Here is a 21266-nt window from a genome sequence, read left to right as displayed (position 1 = left end):
GGTTTTTTGCTCAGCCATGTTCAAACCGGCCTGCATCCTGGCCATCTTTTTACCCTGACCAGCACTATCCCTTATGCCTACCATAATACCGCAATGCTGCAGCTGGTGGTTACCCCTGATGAAATTTTCCGGCATTCACTGAAACTTACCATGACCTTGGCCGTGACCATCACCCTGTTCAGCCTGTTCTTGGGGATTTCTACGTGGTTGTATGTCCGCCAGAAAAAATTCTTTCTTGACCTGCAGGATTCTGAAAAAAAATATCGGTCTCTGGTGGATGATGCCCAGGATATCCATTACCGGACGGATCTGGAAGGCAATGTTGTCTTTATCTCCCGGGCGGTCACCAGGTTGAGCGGTTATAGTGTGGAAGAGATAATTGGCCAGCAGATGAACTCGGTGTATGTCAACCCTGAGGAGCGGGACACTTTTTTGGCCACCCTCAAGAAAAATGGTTTTGTCCGTGAATTTGTGGCCCGGCTGAAGCGCAAGGACAACTCAACCTGGTGGGCATCCACCAATGCCCACTTCTACTACGATAGTGCCGGCAGCATCCTGGGTGTTGAAGGCATTGCCCGGGATGTTTCCGACCGGGTTACTGCCGAACTGGCGTTGCAGGAGCGGGAGGCGAAACTTGAAAGTATCCTCCAGGCCTCACCTACCGGCATCGGGGTGGTTGCTGAGCGGGTTTTTCAGGAAGTGAACCAGCGATTTTGCGAGATGGTGGGCTATACGGAGCAGGAATTGCTTGGCAAAAATTCTGCCATGGTCTACCTTTCCATTGAAGAGCATGAAAGGGTTGGCCAGGAGCAGATGGAGAATCTCCGCCATCAGGGAGTGGCAACCATCGAGTCCTCCCTGCGGCATAAAAGCGGCAGGATGATCAATATCCTGGTTTCATGGACACTTTTGTATCATGATAATCCTGCGGCCGGTATCGTTTTTAACGTTTTGGACATAACGGAGCAGAAAAAAATTGGCGGCGAGCTGCTAGCCAGTGAAAAAAGATACCAGACCATATTGGAATCGATGAATGATCTGGTCTATATTTGTTCTGATTCCTACCGCATGGAATATCTGAACCCGGCGATGGTCAGAAAAATCGGTTATGATGCTACGGGAGAATCATGTTTCAGCGTCCTGAACGGGTTTGAGGCCCCCTGTCCCTGGTGCCATCGGATAGCAGATGACCATGGTTTTCTTCCTGAACAGGAGTTTACCTGTCCGGTGGACAACCATTGCTACCATGTTTCCCACTCGCCAATTATAAACGCCGACGGCTCCCATTCGAATTTGATCATGCTGCGGGATATTAGCGGGATCAAGAAACTGGAACACCAGCTGCAGCAATCTCAGAAACTGGAGGCGATTGGCACCCTGGCCGGTGGGGTCGCCCATGACTTTAACAATATCCTTACCGCCATCCATGGCTATGCCGAGCTGGCGCTGATGAATGTTGAACAAGGGAGCAAGGTGTGGGAGGAGATCCGGGGGATTGAAAAGGCTGGGAATCGGGCGGCCAACCTGACCCGCCAGCTGTTGGCCTTCAGTCGTAAACAGACTATTTTGCCTCAGAAAATCAACATTAATCGTTTGCTTGGCGACCTGTATAAAATGCTCCAGCGTCTTATCAGTGAGGATATTTCTTTAACGCTGCAGATGGCTGACAACGTTGGTTTTATCTATGCCGATCCCGGCCAGGTTGAACAGCTGCTGGTCAACCTGGTGATTAATGCCAGGGATGCCGTTAAGGCTCACGGTGCAAGGGAGAAAGTGATTATCATCGGTACGTCACAGATTTTTCTGGATAGCACCTTTGTTGCTTCCCATCATGGCAGTTCCAACGGCTGGCATGTGCAGATTAAAGTGTCTGACAAGGGCTGCGGCATGTCCCGCGAGGTGCAGGAGCATATTTTTGAACCTTTCTACACCACCAAAGAACAAGGACAGGGGACCGGTCTGGGACTGGCTACTGTCTATGGGATTGTCAAGCAGAACAAAGGCAGTGTTCATATTGTGAGTGAACCGGGACATGGTACGGTCGTTGAGATCTATTGGCCGGTAATGAGTGATATCATGGATGATGAAGAGCGGGAGACACCGGCTGAATTACCTTCTGGAGGCAGTGAAACAATCCTTCTGGTTGAGGATGATGAGGAGATCAGGAAGGTAATCAGCCTTCAGCTCCGGCAGGCTGGCTATCTCGTTGTTGAAGCTGCTAATGGAGCCCAGGCTTTGGCGGCTGCAGAGACGCACCAGGGAGCCATTGATCTCCTGTTTACCGATGTCGTAATGCCGGTTATGGGGGGCCTGGAGTTAAGTCAGAAAATTTTAACCAGATATCCGCAGATTGCCATTCTATTTGCTTCTGGTTATGTGGATACGACGATTGATGAAAATTTTTTGAAATTGTATCGGAATCAATTAATCAGTAAGCCGTATACGATTACCGAGGTTATGGACAGGATTCGCCGGCTGCTGGATGTCCACAGGCCGTGAGTGTTGACCATGAACTGCATGCAGCGTTATTGCCTGTGGCCGCCGTCAGACCTTGTCCTGCCGCTGCCGCCTGTTCTGTATGGGTAGTATGTTAGGGTAGTGTTGTCCGGCGAGTCGGAGGAGCTTTGCGTGCTGCATATATTTGTCGATGCTGATGCCTGCCCGGTAAAACAGGAGGTCTACCGGGTTGCCGGCCGTTACCACCTTGAGGTTACTCTGGTGGCCAATTCTTGGATGCGGGTTCCGTATGATCCAAGGGTGATGCTTGAAGTTGTGAAAAGCGGCTCCGATGCGGCCGATGACTGGATTGTTGCCCATGTGCAGGCGGACGATATCGTGGTTACCGCTGACATTCCCCTTGCGAGCCGCTGCCTGCGGGCGGGAGCGCAGGCCATAAGTCCCACCGGGAAGCCGTTTACGGATAACAATATTGGTCAGGCCGTTGCGACCCGTGGCCTGTTGTCAGAACTACGTGAGGCAGGAGCATTAACCGGTGGTCCGCCGCCGTTGCATAAACGTGACCGCTCTCGTTTCCTGCAGCAGCTTGATGAGATTATTCAATCAATCCGCCGGCGTTGTTCTGTTGGGGGCAGCAGTTAATGTAAAGACCCATTTCCCCCTCCCCGAATGGTAATTTTCTATCATCTTCCGGTAAAAAACGTCCAAAGATGAGCAATTGCCTGGGTGACAAGGGGCCGGCGTTCTTGCTGCTCGTCAGGAGCGACCGGGTTGGGTCCGCTTGGATTGGGTGGGGTGCCATGGGAGAGCCGCTTGACCTGAGGAAGGATGGTTTCCATGGCATAATTTTTGAAGGGATTGGCTGTCAGGCTGGTTTTAGCCGCAGATATCGCCGACATCGGGTCGCATATAAGGGCCGTTGCCGGTTTCAGAGGGTGTAACGATGGCAGACAGATGTCTGCCTACAGGCCCGCCGGGTAGTGTGGTGGCGGGTGTTGATGAGAATTGGCCAACCGGCGTCGGCGCTGAGCCCGGTGCCAGCAGTGAGGGGCCGTGCGTTGTTCAGTTTCCATGGCGGCGCGGACGACCATATCGCTTTGATTGTAAGGGGTAAAACATGAGGTACGCGGAAACAGGATTTAATCTGGAAGTTGATCTGACCCGGGGAAATATTGAGAAGGTTGCAACGGATCCAAGGGATACTGAACTGTATCTGGGGGGGCTGGGGACCAATGCCAAGCTGCTGTGGGACAGGGTGCCGCCTGATGTTGAACCTTTTTCCCCCGATAATCTTTTAATTTTCAGTGCCGGTCTTTTATGTGGCACACCGGCGACTGGCTGTAATCGGACCATTGTTTCAACCATTTCGCCGCAGACCAGGTTGATGGCATTTTCCATGATGGGCGGTTTCTGGGCACCGGAATTGAAATATGCCGGTTATGATAAGGTGGTTTTGCGAGGCAAGTCCCCAGACCTGGTGTATCTGTGGATTCACAATGACCAGGTGGAGATCCGTGATGCTTCGCATCTTAAGGGTAAAGGGGCAATTGAAACGGCAGAACTGATCAAGCAGGAGCTGCATGAGCCCAAAGCCCAGGTGGCGGCAATCGGTATGGCCGGTGAAAACCGGGTGTACTTTGCTTCCATTGAACAGGGGCGTTCCAGTGCCAGCCGCGGCGGTATCGGCGCAGTCATGGGAGATAAGGGGGTCAAGGCGATTGTGGTGCGTGGCACCAAAGATATCAATATTGCCCAGCCGGCCGAATATCTGGAGCTGTGCAACGAAGTGCTGGACTATATCAAACTTCGCGAAGGCAACCCCATCCCCGGCGTTATGCCGATCCTGGCCGGCCTCGGGTCGCCGCAGGAGATGAAAGTCCACGATGAGAAGTGGCATACAGAAAACTTCATGTGGGGTAATTCCCGTACCCGGCGCAAAGATTTCTGGACCGATGAAATTGCCAAGGATTGGACCGAGACGATGGAAGGCGCCCGGACGCGGCTGATCAGCTGCTACAACTGTCCGATGAAGTGCGGTGCCACCCTTTCCCTGCCGGGACTGCCAACCTATATGATGAAATGTTTCTCGAAACTCACCTATACCATGGCGGCCTTTTCAGACCTGGAATTTGGTTTGCGCATTGCCCAACGAGCCACCGAATATGGCCTGGACGGTTTCTCTACCCCGCAGGTGATGGCGTTTGCCCTTGAACTGTATGAAAACGGTATTCTGACCGATGAAGACTTTCCGGGCATGCCGGCTGACAGCGAGGGACGGTTCTACTGGCTGCTTGACCGAATCGTCAGGCGGGAAGGAATCGGTGATGTGCTGGCCGATGGCACCTACTGGGCAGCCAAAAAAATCGGCAAGGGGGCTGAAGAGTATGCCCATAACAATATCAAAAAAACCGAGCAGCTGCCCCTCAAACTGTCGATGCTCAATCCCATCTATTTCCTGATGTACGCCACCGGCGAGAAGATGAACATCACCCAGATTGAAGGACAGTTTCCCCAGGCGCCATTTCCCACCAGGGAGCAGCGGGAAGAATTTGTCAAGGACTGGATCCAGGTGCCTGATGAGAAGTTCAAACAGTATTTCCTTGACTGGGAGATGCGTGGTGAAAACTCCATGCCCTACTATCCGACGGTTGATATGTGCTGCGATATTGTCGATTGGCAGGAGCGCATGCACTACATCGATGATGCCCTTGGCATGTGTGCCGGTTTATCTTCCTTTCCCTTGAAGCCGCCGTACCATATCCATAATTACCCGAAATTTATTTCAGCCGGGTCCGGAATTGAGATGAATGCTGAGAAACTGACCCTGGCGGCCAAAAGGTACCGGACGTTGGTGCGGGCCATTAACATCAGAAGAGGCATGCGGCGAAGCGACGAGAAGCCGCCGGCGAACCATTGGAAGAAACGGTTTCCCGAGCTTGAAGAGCAGCTCCTGGACGCCTATTACCAGCTCAAAGGGTGGAATAATGATGGCATTCCCACTACCGAAACGTTGCGGGAGTTGTCTCTGGATTACGTCAGCGAAGATTTCATTACCCGAGGCATTCTGGATAGTGAAAATTCTCCGGCCGGACCGGAAAAAGCAGAGAAATAAATTGCAGGGGGTGTAAGCCGTGACAGGTGAGAAGAAAACCAAACTAGTTAAAACCATACACATTAATGTTGATAACTGCAATGGCTGCCGGGCCTGTGAGGTGATCTGCTCCGCAGTGCACGCGGCACCGAAATACAGCAGCAATAATCCAGCCAGATCCCGCATCCGGATCATTCGCGACCCCCTGAGAGACATTTATGTTCCGGTCCTGGCGGGTGAGTATACTGTTGCCGAATGTGCCGGCCGGGACAAATATGTGATTGACGGCAAGGAATATGACGAGTGTTCCTTCTGCCGGGCTTCCTGCCCTTCACGGGAGGAGTTCAAAGAACCCGATTCCGGTCTGCCGCTGAAATGCGATATGTGCGAAGGTGAAGAGGGGGGCCCCATGTGTGTCAAATGGTGCCTGGTCGATGCTCTGGTGTACGAAGAGCGGGAAGAGGAAGTTGTTGACCATGAAGGGCCGGCGGATCTGGAAGTTGGTCTGGAGTCACTGGCCGACAAGTTCGGCCTGGAGTCACTGCAGGCTGCCCTGGCCCGCTTGTCAAAGAAGGACTAATCTAACGAAGGCAGAATTGAGGATTGGATATCAACAGTGGAAACTGTAGCCCCATTCATAGAGATCGTTGATGAAATAAAAGAGGCCGGCGGAGAAACCTTTAAACTCTGCTACCAGTGCGGCATCTGTGATGCTGTCTGCCCCTGGAATAAAGTGATAACCTTCAGTATGCGCAAGGTAATCCGCGAGGCTGCCTTTGGTTTGACTGAGATCGAAGGTGAGAGCTTCTGGCGCTGCACTACCTGCGGGAAATGTGTTCAGCAGTGTCCCCGTCAGGTGCAGCAGATCGAGCTCGGAGTCTCCCTGCGCCGGATTGCCACCAGCTACCAGGTCTTTCCCACTTCGGTCAAACCGGTGCGAACCATGAGCGGCAGTCTTGCGGGGAATGGCAACCCCCTGAATGAGGATCGCGAGAAGCGGGCTGACTGGGCGAAAGATCATGCCGTCAAACCCTTTTCCGAAGGGATGGAGATTTTATATTTTGTTGGCTGCTATCTCAGTTATGATGCCCGTTTGAAAAAGGTAGCCGTTGCGACGGCCAATATTCTCAAAAAGGCTGGGGTCGATTTCGGCATTCTGGGCGCCCAGGAGAGCTGTTGCGGTGAGAGCATCCGCAAGACGGGCAGCGAAGAGGTATTCACCCGGCTGGCGAAGGAAAACATCAAAGCTTTCATCGACAACGGGGTGAAGAAAATTCTGGTTTCCTCACCCCATTGCTACCACACATTGAAAAACGAATATCCCGAATTTATGGTGAACTTCGAGGTGGTTCATATTGCCCAATACCTGGCCGAGCTGATTGACGCCGGCAGACTGGAACTTGCCGGGGAGTATAATAAACGGGTTGCGTATCATGATCCCTGTTATCTGGGACGGCATAATGACATCTATGATGAACCCCGGGACGTTTTAAAGCAGGTTGCCGGCCTGGAACTGGTTGAGATGGCTGAATCGCGTCAGGACAGTCTCTGCTGCGGCGGCGGCGGCGGACGGATCTGGATGGAAACCGCAAAGAGCGAAAGATTTTCCGATCTGAGGGTAGCGCAGGCGAAAGAGGTCGGAGCACAGGTTCTGGTGACAGCCTGCCCCTATTGTATCACCAATTTTGAGGAGAGCAGGTTAAGCCTGGAACCTGACGATGACATAGATATCAAGGATATCACCGAAATTATCAGTGATGTGCTTTAGGTAACCGGCCGATTCGGAGAGTACGGACCCGGAAAAGTAATGAGGAGAGAGAGCGTGGAAAACGAAGTTTTGCCAACCGAAGTAATGCAGCAATTTTCCGAACCTCACGGAGGGAACAGCTTTGGCGACGTGATGGTTGTTGGCGGGGGAGTCAGCGGCATTCAGGCCTCCCTTGATCTTGCCACTGCGGGTTTCAGGGTTTATCTGATTGAGAAAGGAGCGAGTATCGGCGGGCATATGTCCCAGCTTGATAAGACATTTCCCACCAATGATTGCTCGATGTGAATACTCTCACCTAAACTGGTCGAGGTCGGCCGGCATCCGAACATCGAGGTTTTGACATTTACTGAAGTTGAGCGGGTTGAGGGGGAAAGTGGTGATTTCAGGGTAACGTTGAAAAAAAAGCCTCGTTATATCATCGAAGACAAATGTACCGGCTGCGGAACTTGTGTGGAATACTGCCCGGTGGAATATCCTGATCAGTTTAATCAGGAGATATCACAGAACAAAGCCGTTCACGTCTATTTCTCCCAGGCAATTCCCCTGGTTGCCTATATTGATGAAAGCTGCCTTTTCCTCAAGGAGAATAAATGTGATATTTGCCGGGGCGTCTGCCAGGCTGACGCCATTGATTTCAGGCAAACGGTGAAGAGGGAAGAAATTCATGTCGGGGCGATTATTCTGTCCGCCGGCATTGAGCCTTTTGATCCCCGGGTGAATGCACACTATGGCTACGGGAGGATGCAGAATGTCGTCACCAGCATGGATTACGAGCGGCTTTTATCCTCCACCGGGCCTTACGAAGGTGAGGTGCTGCGGGCTTCCGACCGGAAGCATCCGAAAAAAATCGCTTGGGTTCAATGTGTCGGTTCCCGGCGGGTAACGCCAGGTGAGAACAGTTATTGTTCAGGCGTCTGCTGTACCTATACCCAGAAACAGGTGATCTTGACCAAAGATCATGATGCAGATGCAGAATGTACCATTTTCCATAATGACATCCGTTCCTATGGCAAGGATTTTGAGCGCTATTACCAGCGGGCGGAACAGTTGCCGGGGACCAGGTTTATCAGAAGTTATGTCTCCATTGTCAGGGAGATTCCCGAGAGTAAAAATATTGTTGTCCGCTACTCCACCTTTGACGATGGCGTCAAAGAGGAGGAGTTCGACATGGTGGTGCTTTCCGTCGGCCTGAACCCGCCAGCTGATGTCAAGGTGCTGGCGGACAAGTTTGGCATTGAGCTCAATGGCCACGGATTCAGCAACGCAAGGCAGGTTAATCCCATCGCCACCAACCGACCGGGGGTCTTTGTCAGCGGCGCCTTCCAGGGGCCGACGGATATTCCTGAGTCGGTGTTTACCGCCAGCGGCGCCGGTGCCCAGTGCGGTCAGCTCCTGGATTATCGGCGCGGGAAGCTGGCCATTGAAAGGGTCTATCCGCCGGAAAGGGATGTCTCGCAGGAAGAGCCCCGGATAGGGGTCTTTGTCTGTCATTGCGGCGCGAATATCTCCAGTGTCGTCAATGTTCCTTCGGCGGTTGAATATGCTGCCAGCCTGCCCAATGTGGTGTACGCCCAGGAGCAGCTTTTCTCCTGTGCCACTAATTCTGCCAAGGAGATCACTGATCTGGCCAGGGAAAAGGGGCTTAATCGGGTGGTGATCGCCGCCTGCTCACCCCGGACGCTGGAACCGTTGTTCAGGGATACTTTGCGGGAAGCAGGGCTCAATCAATACTACTGTGATATGGCCAATATCCGTGAGCATTGCTCTTGGGTCCATTCTAAGCAGAAGGAGGAGGCCACCCAGAAGGCCAAGGATATTATCCGGATGTCGGTGGCCCGGACGCGCCATCTGGAGCCGCTGCAGGAGTTTGAACTGGCGGTGGACAAGACCGCCCTGGTGGTCGGCGGCGGTATCGCCGGCATGACCTGTGCGCTCTCCATCGCCAGCCAGGGGCATGAAGTGCAGTTGGTGGAAAAGGAGAAAGATCTTGGCGGCATGGCACGCCGGATACCTACCACCCTGGAAGGAATGGATGTCCAGGCCTACGTGGCTGATCTGATCCGCAAAGTGTATCAGAACCCCCTGATCCATGTATCCCACGAGGCCACCATTAAAAAGGTTGCTGGTTATGTGGGGAATTTTACCACGACGCTTGAGACTGAAGGCCGGATCAAGGTGATACAACACGGTGCGTCAGTGCTGGCCATCGGTGCTGATGTTTATCAGCCTGACGAATATCTTTACGGGCAAAACGATCAGGTGTTGACCCACCTTGAACTGGGAGAGGCGATTGCCAGGGGTGAAGAGCAGGTTGTCAAGGCCGAAAGCCTGGTGATGATCCAGTGTGTCGGCTGCCGGAATGAAGATCGGAACTATTGCAGCCGGGTGTGCTGCAGCCATGCCATTAAGAATGCCCTGAAGCTGAAGGAGATAAACCCGGGGATGTCTATCCATATTCTTTTCCGGGATATGCGAACCTACGGACTGAAAGAGGATTTTTATCGGGCTGCGGCAGAGAAAGAGGTGAAATTCATCCGCTATGAGCCGGAAGACAAGCCATTGGTGGAAGCGGTTCAAACGGGGGGCAAGACGGTCTTACGGGTAACCGTTCCTGATCCCGTCCTGGGAAAACGGCTGGAGCTGGATGCCGATATTCTTTCCCTGGCAGCCGCGGTCATCCCCGCTGCCACCACCAATGAGGTAGCCGGTCTGTTCAAGGTAACCTTGAGCCCGGATGGTTTTTACAAAGAAGCCCATGTCAAGCTAAAACCGGTTGAGTTTGCGGCGGATGGTGTTTATCTCTGCGGTGCTGCTCACTATCCCAAGCATATTGAGGAAACAATCAACCAGGCGTATGGGGCTGCCGGTCGGGTTTTAACGCTGCTTGCAAACGATACAGTCACCGCCTCTGGCTCGGTCTGCGAAGTTAAAGAGGATGACTGCATTTCATGCGGCGCCTGTATTACCGCCTGCACCTACGATGCCATAGATTTTGTGGCGACGCCACAAGGCAGGAAGGCGCGGGTTAACCCGGTGCTTTGTAAAGGTGACGGCCTCTGTAATGCCAAATGTCCGACCAATGCCATTGTTTTGAAGCATTTTACCAATGAAGCACTTTTGAGTCAGGTTGATGCGGCGATGACAAAAGAAGAGATCTTCCGGCAGATTGAGGCCGCGGTTTAAGAACGGATGATAACGTTGGGATGACCAACGTGGAAGGAGAGAACAGATGAGCGCAGGTCTTGAATTTAAACCAAGAATCCTGGGTTTTGTATGCCACTGGTGAGCATACGGGGCTGCTGACCTGGCTGGAGTTTCCAGACAACAATATACAAGTGAGATGAGGCTTATCCGCGTTATGTGTTCCGGTCGCGTCGACCTGGAATTCATCCTCAAAGCCTTCTCCAACGGACAAGATGGCGTCTTTATTGGTGGTTGCAAACTGGATGAGTGCAACTATACCACCCATGGCAATTACGATGCCTTCAGCACCGTGCAGATAGCGAAAAAGATCATGCAGCACATCGGCCTGAATCCGGAACGGCTGCGGATCGAATTCATGTCCGGTGCCGATGGTGGTCTGCTGGCTGAATATACTGATGACTTCACCCGGCAGGTGAAGGAGTTGGGGCCCCTTGGCAAAAGCGAAGGCATTGATGAAGCTGAATTGAAGCTCAAACTTGAAGCGGTGAGAAAGTTGGTTCCCTACATTAAGCTGGTGGAGAGGGAACGGTTGAGGGTGCCTGTCAAGTCGAAGGAGGCCTACAGCGGGTTTTTTTCCAGCGATGAAACCAACCGGCTTTTTGATGAACTGATCGGCGATAAGCTGTCGATCAGTGAAATGATGCTTCTCCTGAACGAGAATCCCCTGTCAACCGGTGAGATCTCCAGGATGTTGGATCTCAATCCGTCTGATGTGGCCAAACATATCAGTGATTCATCACGACAGGGGTTGATCAGCTACGATGAAAGCGGCAAGTGCTATGTGCGGGCCTAAGGTAGTAGATTAAGGGAAAGTGGAAGACAGGATAGCGGTTATGGATAACGATAGAATTGATCAGATTATTGCGAAGCACCGGGGCGAGGCCAGTGCACTCATTCAGGTTTTGTTGGAAATCCAGAGTGAACATCATTGGCTGCCGAAACCGGCATTAAAGAGAGTCAGCGAAAAGCTGCAGGTTCCCTTGACCCGGATACAGCATATCGCCACCTTTTATAAAGCATTCAGCCTGGTTCCCAAGGGACGCCATGAAATTCACATCTGCGTTGGTACCGCCTGCCATGTTCGCGGAGCAACGCGAATTATTGATACCGTGCAGGATCTGATTGGCATCAAACCCGGCGAAACCGACCTCGATTTGAAGTTCAGCCTGGAAACGGTGAACTGCCTGGGTTGTTGTGCTTTGGGGCCGGTGTTGGAGATTGATGGCAAAACGCACGGTAAGATGACGACGGCCGAAACTGCGGACGTCATTAAAAATTACGCTTAGGATATGACTATGTCGCGGATACAATCACCCGTTGAACTGGAAGAATTCAGAAAAGGGCTCCTGGCCAAGAGAGACCCGCATAAACCATGCATCACCCTCTGTTCCGGGTCTGCCTGCCAGGCCTCCGGCAGTGCGGAAGTAGCTTCCCGTCTCGAAGAGGAGATCACCAAACAGGGGTTGAGTGATGCGGTGGAGATCAGGAAAACAGGCTGCCATGGCTATTGCGAACGGGGGCCGATCATCGTTAACAATCCTGATGGCATCTGTTATTTCAATATAAGCCCTGATGATGTGCCGGAAATTGTCTCTGAGACCGTTAAAGAGAAGAAGGTCATTGAGCGTCTGCTCTACACCGATCCCGACACCGGCGAAAAAATTACCCATGAAGAGGAGATTCCTTTTTACAAGCATCAGGAGAGGTTGGTTTTTGGTGCCAATGTCACTATAGACCCCAAGAGCATCGATGACTACCTGGCCATCGGCGGTTATGCCGCCCTGGCCAAAGTCCTGTCCGGGATGACTGCTGAGCAGGTTCTTGAGGAGGTCAAAAAATCCAACCTGCGCGGCCGCGGCGGCGGTGGTTTTCCGGCAGGCAGAAAGTGGGAAGGATCCCGCGATGCCGCTGATGAGATAAAATATGTCATCGTCAATGCTGACGAGGGGGATCCCGGCGCCTATATGGATCGGAGTCTGCTTGAGGGCAATCCCCATTCGATCCTTGAGGGGTTGACCCTCGGTGCCTATGCCATCGGTGCCCACGAAGGCTATATCTACGTTCGCCAGGAATACCCGCTGGCGGTGGCGAATGTGAATCTCGCCATCAAGATGGCCGAAGAGTACGGCTTCCTCGGCAAAAATATCCTTGGCTCCGGTTTTGATTTCACGGTTACCGTCCACCAGGGTGCTGGTGCCTTTGTCTGCGGTGAATCGACCGCCCTGATGACCGCTCTGGAGGGCAGGGTCGGCGAACCGCGGCCGAAATATATCCGCTCCAATATCAAGGGCCTCTGGGACCGTCCCAGTGTGTTGAACAACGTTGAAACCTGGGCCAATGTTCCCCTGATTATCAATAAAGGGGCCGACTGGTTTACCCAGTATGGCACCGAGGGAAGCAAGGGCACCAAGATTTTCTCCCTGGTGGGCAAAATCACCAATACCGGCCTGGTGGAAGTGCCCATGGGCATGACCTTGCGCGATATTATCTTCAAGATCGGCGGCGGCATTCCCGGGGGGAAGAAATTCAAGGCTGTGCAGACCGGCGGGCCGTCCGGAGGGTGCATCCCCGAGGATCTGCTTGATCTGCAGGTTGGTTTTGATGAACTTACCAAGGCCGGCTCGATGATGGGTTCCGGCGGGATGATTGTCATGGATGAAGATACCTGCATGGTTGATGTGGCCAGGTATTTCATCGAGTTTCTCACCGACGAATCATGCGGCAAATGCGTTCCCTGCCGTGAAGGTCTCCGGCAGATGCTCAAGATCCTCACCAATATTACCCAGGGAAGGGGAAAAGAGGGAGATATCGAGCTGCTGGAGGAACTCTCCGAGGTGGCTAAGGAGGTTGCCCTTTGTGCTTTGGGCAAGAGTGCCCCGAATCCTTTCTTGAGTACCTTGCGCTATTTTCGGGATGAGTATGAGGCACACATCAAGGAGAAGCGCTGTCCGGCCTTGTCCTGCAAGGCATTGATCTCGTTCTATATTGACCCGGAAAAGTGTCAGGCCTGTGGGAGCTGCTTAAGAAAGTGCCCGGCCGAGGCGATTATCGGCGGCAAGAAACTGATCCACATCATCGACCAGGATAAATGTACCAAGTGCGGCACCTGTTTTGAAGTCTGTCCGGCAAAATTCTCCGCGGTGACCAAAATTTCCGGCTCACCGGTGCCGCCGCCTGTTCCCGAAGAGGCAAGAGCTATTGTCAAGAAGGGCAAGGAATCATAGTCAACACTTTTGTAAGAGTGCATAAAAAATGAGTGAAATACGCTTGGAAATCGACGGCAGGGAAGTCAGCGCCAACGATGGTATGACTATTCTTGAAGCGGCCCAGAGTGCAGGAATCGTAATCCCCACCCTCTGCCATCACGAAAAATTGGAGCCTTTCGGCAGTTGCCGGTTGTGTACGGTTGAAGTGGAAAAACGCGGTTCGACGCAACTTGTTGCTTCCTGCGTTTATCCGGTGGAAGCAAATCTGGTGGTCAGAACCAGGTCCGAGAAGATCGATAGAATCCGCCGGATGATCCTGGAACTTTATCTGGCCCATGCACCGGATGCTTTTGTCCTCCAGGACTTGGCCAAAGAGTATGGCGCCGACCGGGACCGTTTTGAAAAGGAAGCTTCATTCTGTATCCACTGCGGCCTCTGTGTGCGCTACTGTGCCGAGGTGAAACAGAAGAATGCCGTCGGCTTCGTTGATCGAGGCGCCAGGAAAGAGATCAGTTTTATCCCGGAAATAGCCTCAAAGGAGTGCTGGGACTGCAAGGAATGTTTTCCCCTTTGCCCCACCGAGGCCCTGCAGGCGGCTTTTGTCTTGATGCAGGCGCTGACTTCCCCCGCTACTTTTACCGAACCAAAGTCGGGGGAATAGTCAGAGAGAAATATTGCTGTGGTCAGAAAAAAGGCTGTTTGCCGGGTGATTCTTGAGAATCTGCAGAGGGATATCGTCGATTTATAAATTTTCTTTTTCCCCATTGCCGTCTTTTCGGACAAACTCAGGATAGAGTTTCTGCATGCATTCGGGGCAGATGCCATGGCTGAACTCCGCCTCGCTGTGCTCGCAGACATAGGTTTCCACCTGACTCCAATACCCCTGGTCGTTACGAATCTTTTTACAACTGGCGCAGATAGGGATAATGCCGCGCAGAGTCTTGGTCTGGTCAAGCGCCTGATTCAGTGACTCAATCTTAGCGGCCAGTACCTCCTGCAGCTCGACCATCCGGCGACCGACCTCAACTCGTGCGTGAAGTTCACCGAGGTCAAAAGGCTTGGTCAGGTAGTCATCAGCACCGGCATTTAATCCAGCAACAATATCAGCCTTGTCACCCCGGGTAGTCAGCATAATGATATAGGGTGGTCGATCCAGTTGCAGGGAACGAACCCGACGTACGACTTCCGGCCCGTCCATTTCCGGCATCATCCAGTCGAGAATCACCAGTCGAGGCGCATCGGGCTGCTGGAGCACACCCCACGCTGCAGCTCCGTTGACAGTTTCCACCACCTCATGCCCGCTTTTTGTCAAAACACCTGCAAACATGGTACGAGAGGTAACATCATCTTCGGCAATCAGAATGAGCATGGCACTATTCTCCTTGTCACGAAATCAACTTCAACTCGCGCAGCTCATCAATGAGTTTCGCCTTTTCGATTGGTTTGGTCAGATAAGCATCGCAAAGGTTTTGGTATGCGAAGCTTACGTTCTTCAAATCATTCAATGCCGTAGTCATCACGATCTTTGCCCCGTTTGATGACAGGATATTTCTGGCCTCTTCCTGGGCGCGAATCTGCTGAAGCGCTTCCTGACCGTCCATCTCGGGCATCATGATATCCAGACAAATCAGGTCGTAAGGTTCCCCCGTTTCGAGAGCTGTGCGCACGGCTTCAACAGCCTCCTTGCCGTTGACTGCTATGTGGGATGGACCGTATTGTTTCAAAAGTTCCTGGAGCAGCAGGCGGCTGGTGAAATCGTCCTCAACGATCAGTGTCTTCATGAAGTTCTCCTTCGGGTTCAATAGGTGCCTATGAAATAGAAGCATAAGCTATGATTCCAGATCACAGTTATTATAGTTCCTTCTCTATCGCTTGTTTCAACCGATCAAATTCTGCTTCCAGCTCAGTCATGCAGGTCTTGACTGCGCCAAGGTCTCCGGCTTTGGCCATTTTCTCCATCTTGAAAGCTACCACGGACAAGCATTCACCGCCGACGTTGGCCGATGCCCCTTTCATCGTATGGGCTTGGCGTTCTGCGCCCTGAGCATCACCGTTTGCCAAATAGGCCCGTAACGCCTCAATCTGCAGCGGGATGTCCGTCAGAAAGCCTTTGGTAACTTTATCCGCCAGTTCCTCGTCGTCCATTAATCGGGCCATCATGCCTGGCTTGTCGAACACCGGTGCTCCCGATTCAAAAACAGCAGGCCTAGTCTTTTGATGAGTCCCTGACGATTGCGTTGTGCTATCAGCGGCTTCTTCCGGGAGCCATTTCTTCAGAACTGCTGCTAACTCCTGGAGAGACACCGGCTTGGAGACATAATCGTTCATCCCGGCTGCCAGACATCGCTCGCGATCACCCTGCATGGCGTGGGCCGTCATGGCAATGATGGGAATCTGGTGTTTGAAGGTTCCGGATCGGCGATCACGGATTACCTTTGTAGCCCTGATGCCGTCCATCATCGGCATTTGCACATCCATCAGCACCAGATCATACGGGATGGTCCTGAGGGCATTGACAGCTTCAGCGCCGTTGGCCACGACATCGGCGGTTAGTCCCATCTTCTTAAGCATGCCCAAAGCCACCTGCTGGTTGGTGATATTGTCCTCGGCCAGCAGGATACGAGCCTTGCTGTTTTCGAATAAATGCAGGATATCGACGCTGTTTCCATGGCGGGCAACAACGGGTTGCGTCAGTATTTCCCCTCCCACCCGCTTTGTCAACGCCTGGGTCAGCAGGGTTTGCAGTTCCTCGTAGCAGACGGGTTTGGTGGCATAGGCCGCGAAACCGATCTCGGCAAAGCGGCTCATATCCCCCCGGAGCCCTAAAGAGGTCAGCATCAGCATTCTGGTGTCGGTCAGGCGTTCATCTGCTTTTATGGTGCGCCCCAGGGTCTCACCATCCATGCCAGGCATCTGCATGTCGATTACGGCACCCTGGAAAGGATCGTTTTCGTCCAGCGCCCGGTAGAGAAGCTGGAGCGCCCCGGGACCGTCCTGCGCCTCTGATGGACGCATGCCCCATGAAGCCAGTCGTATGGTCAAAATTTCACGGTTGGTGGCATTATCGTCCACGATCAGTACCTTTACACCGTGCAAGTTCGCCGGTGGATGTTTTTGAATCTGCAGCCCCACTGCTTGGGTTCCCAGGCATGCGGTGAACCAGAATTCCGAGCCATGGCCTTCATGGCTTTCCACGCCAATCTCACCACCCATCAACTCAGCCAGTTGTTTGGAAATGGCCAGGCCCAATCCGGTCCCGCCATACTTCCTGGTGGTCGAAGCATCCACCTGACTGAACTTATGAAAGAGCAGGCCGATCTTATGGGGGGAGATGCCAATGCCCGTGTCTTGTACCGAGAAACGCAGCAGGACATTATGCTCATTCTTTTCCAACAGTGAAACCCGCACTGCCACCTCACCTTTATGGGTAAACTTGATGGCATTGCCCACCAAGTTGCCAAGGATCTGGCGCAGGCGGCCGGGATCACCACGCAACAGCGTTGGGACATCCAGCTCAGCAGTATAAAGCAGTTTTTCCTGGGCTCTCATGGCCATAGTGGCGGCAAAGTCATGCAACAAGTTCGATAAATCAAAATCCAAGGTTTCCAGTTCAAGCTTGTTTGCCTCAATCTTCGAAAAGTCAAGAATGTCGTTGATCAGGCAGAGCAGTGATTCCCCGCTGCTACGGACGATTTCGGCATAGCGCCGCTGCTCGTCGCTAAGATCCGTATCCAGCAGCAGCCCCGTCATGCCGATAACCCCATTCATGGGTGTGCGGACTTCGTGGCTCATGTTGGCCAGAAACTCACTTTTAGCGGCATTGGCCATCTCTGCCTGGGCCGCCATCTCCTTAGCATAGAGGGTCTGTTGTTCCAAATGGTCGTTAAGTTCCTCCGCCTCTTCTTTGGCCCGCCGTAATTCCTGTTCGGCCACTTTGTGTTCGGTAACGTCTGCATGGGTACCAAACATCATCAGAGGCTTCTTGCCGTCATCCGTCTTCATGATGACTCGACCACGGTCATGGATCCATACCCAGTGTCCGTTCTTATGCTTCATCCTGAGCTGGCATTCGTAGAAAGGCGACTCGCCGGAAAAATGCCGTTCCAGCAGTTCACCGGCGGCTTGCAGATCCTCAGGATGAGTGAGCTCCTCCCAGGTCTTGATGGTAGTCGGGGTCAGCTCACTGAGCCGGTAGCCGATCATTTCCGCCCATCTTTCGTTGAAGACCACGTCACCGGTCTGGATATTCCATTCCCAGGTGCCGGCATTGGTACCCTCGATAACGTTCATCAGCCGCTGACGTTCATCCACCAGCCGCTGTTCGGCCTGCATCCGCTGAATCGCCGCCGCCAGGACATTGGCAACTGTCTCAAGAAAGCGCACATCGTCCTGGCTGAAATGCTGTATCCGGTCGGTATGCACCCCCAAAACACCGAAGGGGTGTTCGGAACCGGGGATTGCAACCGTGATGCCACCCATAACATGGTGTTCGGTCAGCAGCTCTGGCGGTGAGAATCTGGTTTCATGGTGGATATCTTCCGCAACCACCGGTTCAGCCTGCAAGAGGGTGTAGCCGCCCTGTGAACCAGGTCCATCGGGTATCGACTTGTGTCCGACCCAGCCTTCCTTCCAGCCGACGCCGGCCCGCAGGAGAAGAATACCCTGCTCGGGCCGGTGTTCCAGCACCTGGGCATATTTCGTCTCAAGCACCTGTGAGATCAACAGTACGGCTTTGTGCAGCAGCTCATCAAAGGAAGTTTCTGCAAGTGCATGCAAGCCGAACTTGACGATTTCAGCTTGCTGATGGGCCCGTTTTTGCAACAGCTGTTCCGCGCGTTTTTGAGTGGTGATATCGCGGATAATCTCGATCGCACCAACAATATTGCCGGCCTGATCATACAAGGGGGCCGCTTTGGCAAAGATCCAGCCGCCCTGATTATGGTAAAGGGCATGGCAAAATACTTCCACCATGATGGTATTCCCTTCACGGATAATACCGGGATATTGGTCCGTAATCTTCTGATCATCCAGAAAAAGGAGATCCATCAGCTGTGGCCGTGCTTCACCATAAAACGGGATAGTGTAGGCATAGTCCCCCTTGCCGATCATTTCCATCGCCGGAATACCCGTCATTCTCTCAATCGCCTGGTTCCAGATGATAACGTGCCTTTCTTTATCAATGGCAAATGTGGCATCAGGTAAAAGCTCAATGAGATCTCTTAGTTGCCTCCGGTTTATCTCCAGTTCTGCCTGCTGAGTACGGATGCCGGCATCGGTTCGACGCAGCATGACATAGATGAAACCCAGCAAGAGGGCCAAAACTACAGCACCACCTGTCCCACCGAGAACTATCAGGCGTGCAAAGGCTTCATTTTCAGCAGTGATGTCCATGAGAATCAGTAAATCTCCGACCTCCCTGCCCGAGGCGTCATGGAGGGCCGTCGCCGACACCCGCCAGTCTTTCCCATCGAACGTTAATTCTCTGGCCGTTTCTCCGTGTACATGTCCTTCGTCCGACAGATCGGCCCATGGCACCAGGGCGTCGGACAGACGCCCCTGGGAGTTATAGATTATCACATTATGGGACAGGCGGTTCCAGTCGGCTTCCCGGCCAAGCATCAGCATGCCTTCCTCCCAGTTCCGACGGTTCAGATATTTCTTGCGGATAACCACGGCCAGTTGACTGCCGAATGCCGTGTGTAACTGGAGGAACACTTCCTCGATCTCTTTACCCAATTCTACATAGCCGACCAGCTCCCCGTTTTCGAAAACCGGCCGCACCACCCGGAGGGTGAAGGTGCCCAAAGGACCCAACTCAAGACCGGAGGCGGTTTTACCGGTCCGTTCAGCTTCCAGGGCGGTGAAACGGTCGATGAGATCACCGCGTTTTTCCGGCTTGTGAATACGTAGAAGGCAGACGCGATTTTTATCGAGGAAGTAGAAATGCGTAATATTGTTTTCCCGGCGCAGTGAGTTGAACACCGGCTGCCAGTCAGTCAGAAGACGCTTGGTGTCACCTTCGCGCAGGGCCTTCTGGGTTGCGGCATCGGCGGTGATGGGTTGCAGGGTTGCGGCAAGTCCCAAAGTTTGTTGTTCCTCGGCCGTCTGCAGGTTGCTGGCAACGTTGGCAATACGGCTGCCAACGGTGTTTGCCATTCGCTGCTGATGTTGATACCAGAGGAGCATGCCCGTGCTGACCATCAACAGCACCACCATGGCTGCCAGGGATGGTAACAGCCGCTGAAGAACCAGTTTGGGCGCATTGTCGACGTTGTGGATGGGGGCAATGGCGGCAAGAAAGCCGATGATCAGGACGAACGTCAACCCTACGGGCAGGGCTGCCCTTACGGCTACATTCCATCTCCAGGTTCGGGCATCAATATCCATGCCCAGTACCGCCAATAGTTCGCCTGAGCTTTTATATGCGCCAGCGCAGATGATCAGGTCATCCACCTTCTCCACATAGGTGGTCTTCGGCATGATTTTCCTATTGACCGGGTTCTCATATTGGTAGTCAACCCAGCCACTCCCCTTGGACAGAGCCACTTCCTGTATCTCCCGACGAAAAAATTTACCTCCGGGCCGGTCCATTTTGTCGTATAAATGCTGTCCAACCAGTTCCGGTTTTACTGGATGGGCCTGCATGGTCATCCCATGATCATAGGCAAAGGCGTAAAGACTCCCTTGGTGGAACTCACCCCGGGAGTTGTTGCATTCCTGGATAAAACGCTCACGGCCATTTTTTCGGTAAAAAGCGACGGCTTTACGCACCATTGCCTGGGCAGAATCTCTACTAATGAGGCCGGAGGAGGCCGTCACCGTATCATAGATCGGTACCAGGGCCGAGACCCAGATTCCCCAGTGGTCCGATACCGGACCTTCGACGGTCTCACTCCTGGCATCGAAAACGCGGCGGCAGTCATCTGATGCTTCATGATAGACTTCCCCTGGCGGGGAGCAATCCTTGGAGTCAGCCGGTTCGCTGTCGACGAAAAAAAATATCGTGCCGTCCGGCCTGCGGCCCATGAGATAGGCAAAACGGTATTGCGGATTGGCTGAACGAATTGCTGCAAGCCGTTTTTTAAGCTGCAGATAATCGGAACTGCCCAAATCCATCTTAGTGCCTGATAGGGAGTGAACAGATTCAGGATTTACCGCTTTGGCCACCAGGCGGACCTGCTGCAGGAGTTCAGCACGCAGTTCATGGTCAGCACGAACCACCGTCCACCATGTAAAGCATATCCCGGCAATCAGCGCCGCCGCGACAGCCATCCACAAACTTCGTCTTTGGTTTATGCCTATCATCAATCGCTTTTTATCCATTATACGTTTTACCTATAGTCACTGCTGCGCATAGTTTGAGAAACGTTAAGAAAAAGGAGGTTTGGAGATATAATATTTATAGCGTAAAGAATAACAAAAACAGGGGGTTTTACGCCATGGTGCACAGCAACACCCCCCGTTTCTGAATTTATGACTCAAAAACAGGAATGAATTATGCTACTGGTTGAAAAGTTGAAAGCATGGCGGAGGGAGCCCG

The 21266-nt window shown here is 52.9% G+C and carries 13 protein-coding genes; 10 read left to right on the top strand and 3 right to left on the bottom strand.

Translation table 11 applies throughout. From position 1 onward, the window contains the following. From JXO50_09440 to JXO50_09395, 10 genes are all read left to right on the top strand, one after another. A partial coding sequence (locus JXO50_09440; GenBank protein ID MBN2333313.1) for a PAS domain S-box protein occupies positions 1-2499 on the top strand: 2499 nt, incomplete at its 5' end. 129 nt (positions 2500-2628) lie between these two features. Continuing rightward, the gene (locus JXO50_09435; GenBank protein ID MBN2333312.1) at positions 2629-3099 is read left to right on the top strand and encodes a YaiI/YqxD family protein; all 471 of its coding nucleotides are present in this window, start codon (positions 2629-2631) and stop codon (positions 3097-3099) included. A 475-nt stretch (positions 3100-3574) separates the two neighbouring features. Then, positions 3575-5569: an aldehyde dehydrogenase gene (locus JXO50_09430; GenBank protein ID MBN2333311.1), complete on the top strand. Its 1995-nt coding sequence runs from the start codon at positions 3575-3577 to the stop codon at positions 5567-5569. A gap of 19 nt (positions 5570-5588) precedes the next feature. After that, a complete protein-coding gene (locus JXO50_09425; GenBank protein MBN2333310.1) occupies positions 5589-6128 on the top strand; it encodes a (4Fe-4S)-binding protein in 540 nt (179 codons plus the stop codon). A gap of 36 nt (positions 6129-6164) precedes the next feature. Continuing rightward, a complete protein-coding gene (locus JXO50_09420) occupies positions 6165-7316 on the top strand; it encodes a (Fe-S)-binding protein (protein ID MBN2333309.1) in 1152 nt (383 codons plus the stop codon). Positions 7317-7400: 84 nt separating this feature from the next. Beyond that, the gene (locus tag JXO50_09415; protein MBN2333308.1) at positions 7401-10499 is read left to right on the top strand and encodes a CoB--CoM heterodisulfide reductase iron-sulfur subunit A family protein; all 3099 of its coding nucleotides are present in this window, start codon (positions 7401-7403) and stop codon (positions 10497-10499) included. Positions 10500-10545: 46 nt separating this feature from the next. After that, positions 10546-11313, top strand: coding sequence for a hydrogenase iron-sulfur subunit (locus JXO50_09410; GenBank protein MBN2333307.1), 768 nt, complete (start codon positions 10546-10548; stop codon positions 11311-11313). Positions 11314-11353: 40 nt separating this feature from the next. After that, on the top strand, positions 11354-11806 hold the full coding sequence (locus JXO50_09405) for an NAD(P)H-dependent oxidoreductase subunit E (protein MBN2333306.1): 453 nt from the start codon (positions 11354-11356) through the stop codon (positions 11804-11806). Between the two features lie 9 nt (positions 11807-11815). Continuing rightward, positions 11816-13744, top strand: a complete 1929-nt coding sequence (locus tag JXO50_09400; GenBank protein ID MBN2333305.1) for a 4Fe-4S binding protein — start codon at positions 11816-11818, stop codon at positions 13742-13744. A 28-nt stretch (positions 13745-13772) separates the two neighbouring features. Further along, the gene (locus JXO50_09395; protein ID MBN2333304.1) at positions 13773-14387 is read left to right on the top strand and encodes a (2Fe-2S)-binding protein; all 615 of its coding nucleotides are present in this window, start codon (positions 13773-13775) and stop codon (positions 14385-14387) included. Between the two features lie 81 nt (positions 14388-14468). Here JXO50_09395 and JXO50_09390 read toward each other — a convergent pair whose 3' ends face one another. From JXO50_09390 to JXO50_09380, 3 genes are all read right to left on the bottom strand, one after another. Continuing rightward, a complete protein-coding gene (locus JXO50_09390) occupies positions 14469-15095 on the bottom strand; it encodes a response regulator transcription factor (protein ID MBN2333303.1) in 627 nt (208 codons plus the stop codon). Between the two features lie 16 nt (positions 15096-15111). Beyond that, positions 15112-15507, bottom strand: coding sequence for a response regulator (locus JXO50_09385; GenBank protein MBN2333302.1), 396 nt, complete (start codon positions 15505-15507; stop codon positions 15112-15114). A 70-nt stretch (positions 15508-15577) separates the two neighbouring features. Beyond that, the gene (locus tag JXO50_09380; GenBank protein ID MBN2333301.1) at positions 15578-20998 is read right to left on the bottom strand and encodes a response regulator; all 5421 of its coding nucleotides are present in this window, start codon (positions 20996-20998) and stop codon (positions 15578-15580) included. Positions 20999-21266: the final 268 nt, after the last annotated feature.

It is taken from the genome of Candidatus Anaeroferrophillus wilburensis (assembly GCA_016934315.1).
Classification (GTDB): Bacteria; Desulfobacterota; Anaeroferrophillalia; order Anaeroferrophillales; family Anaeroferrophillaceae; genus Anaeroferrophillus; species Anaeroferrophillus wilburensis.
Note: the sequence above shows the minus strand (reverse complement) of the source record. Positions and strands in the feature narration are given on the sequence as shown.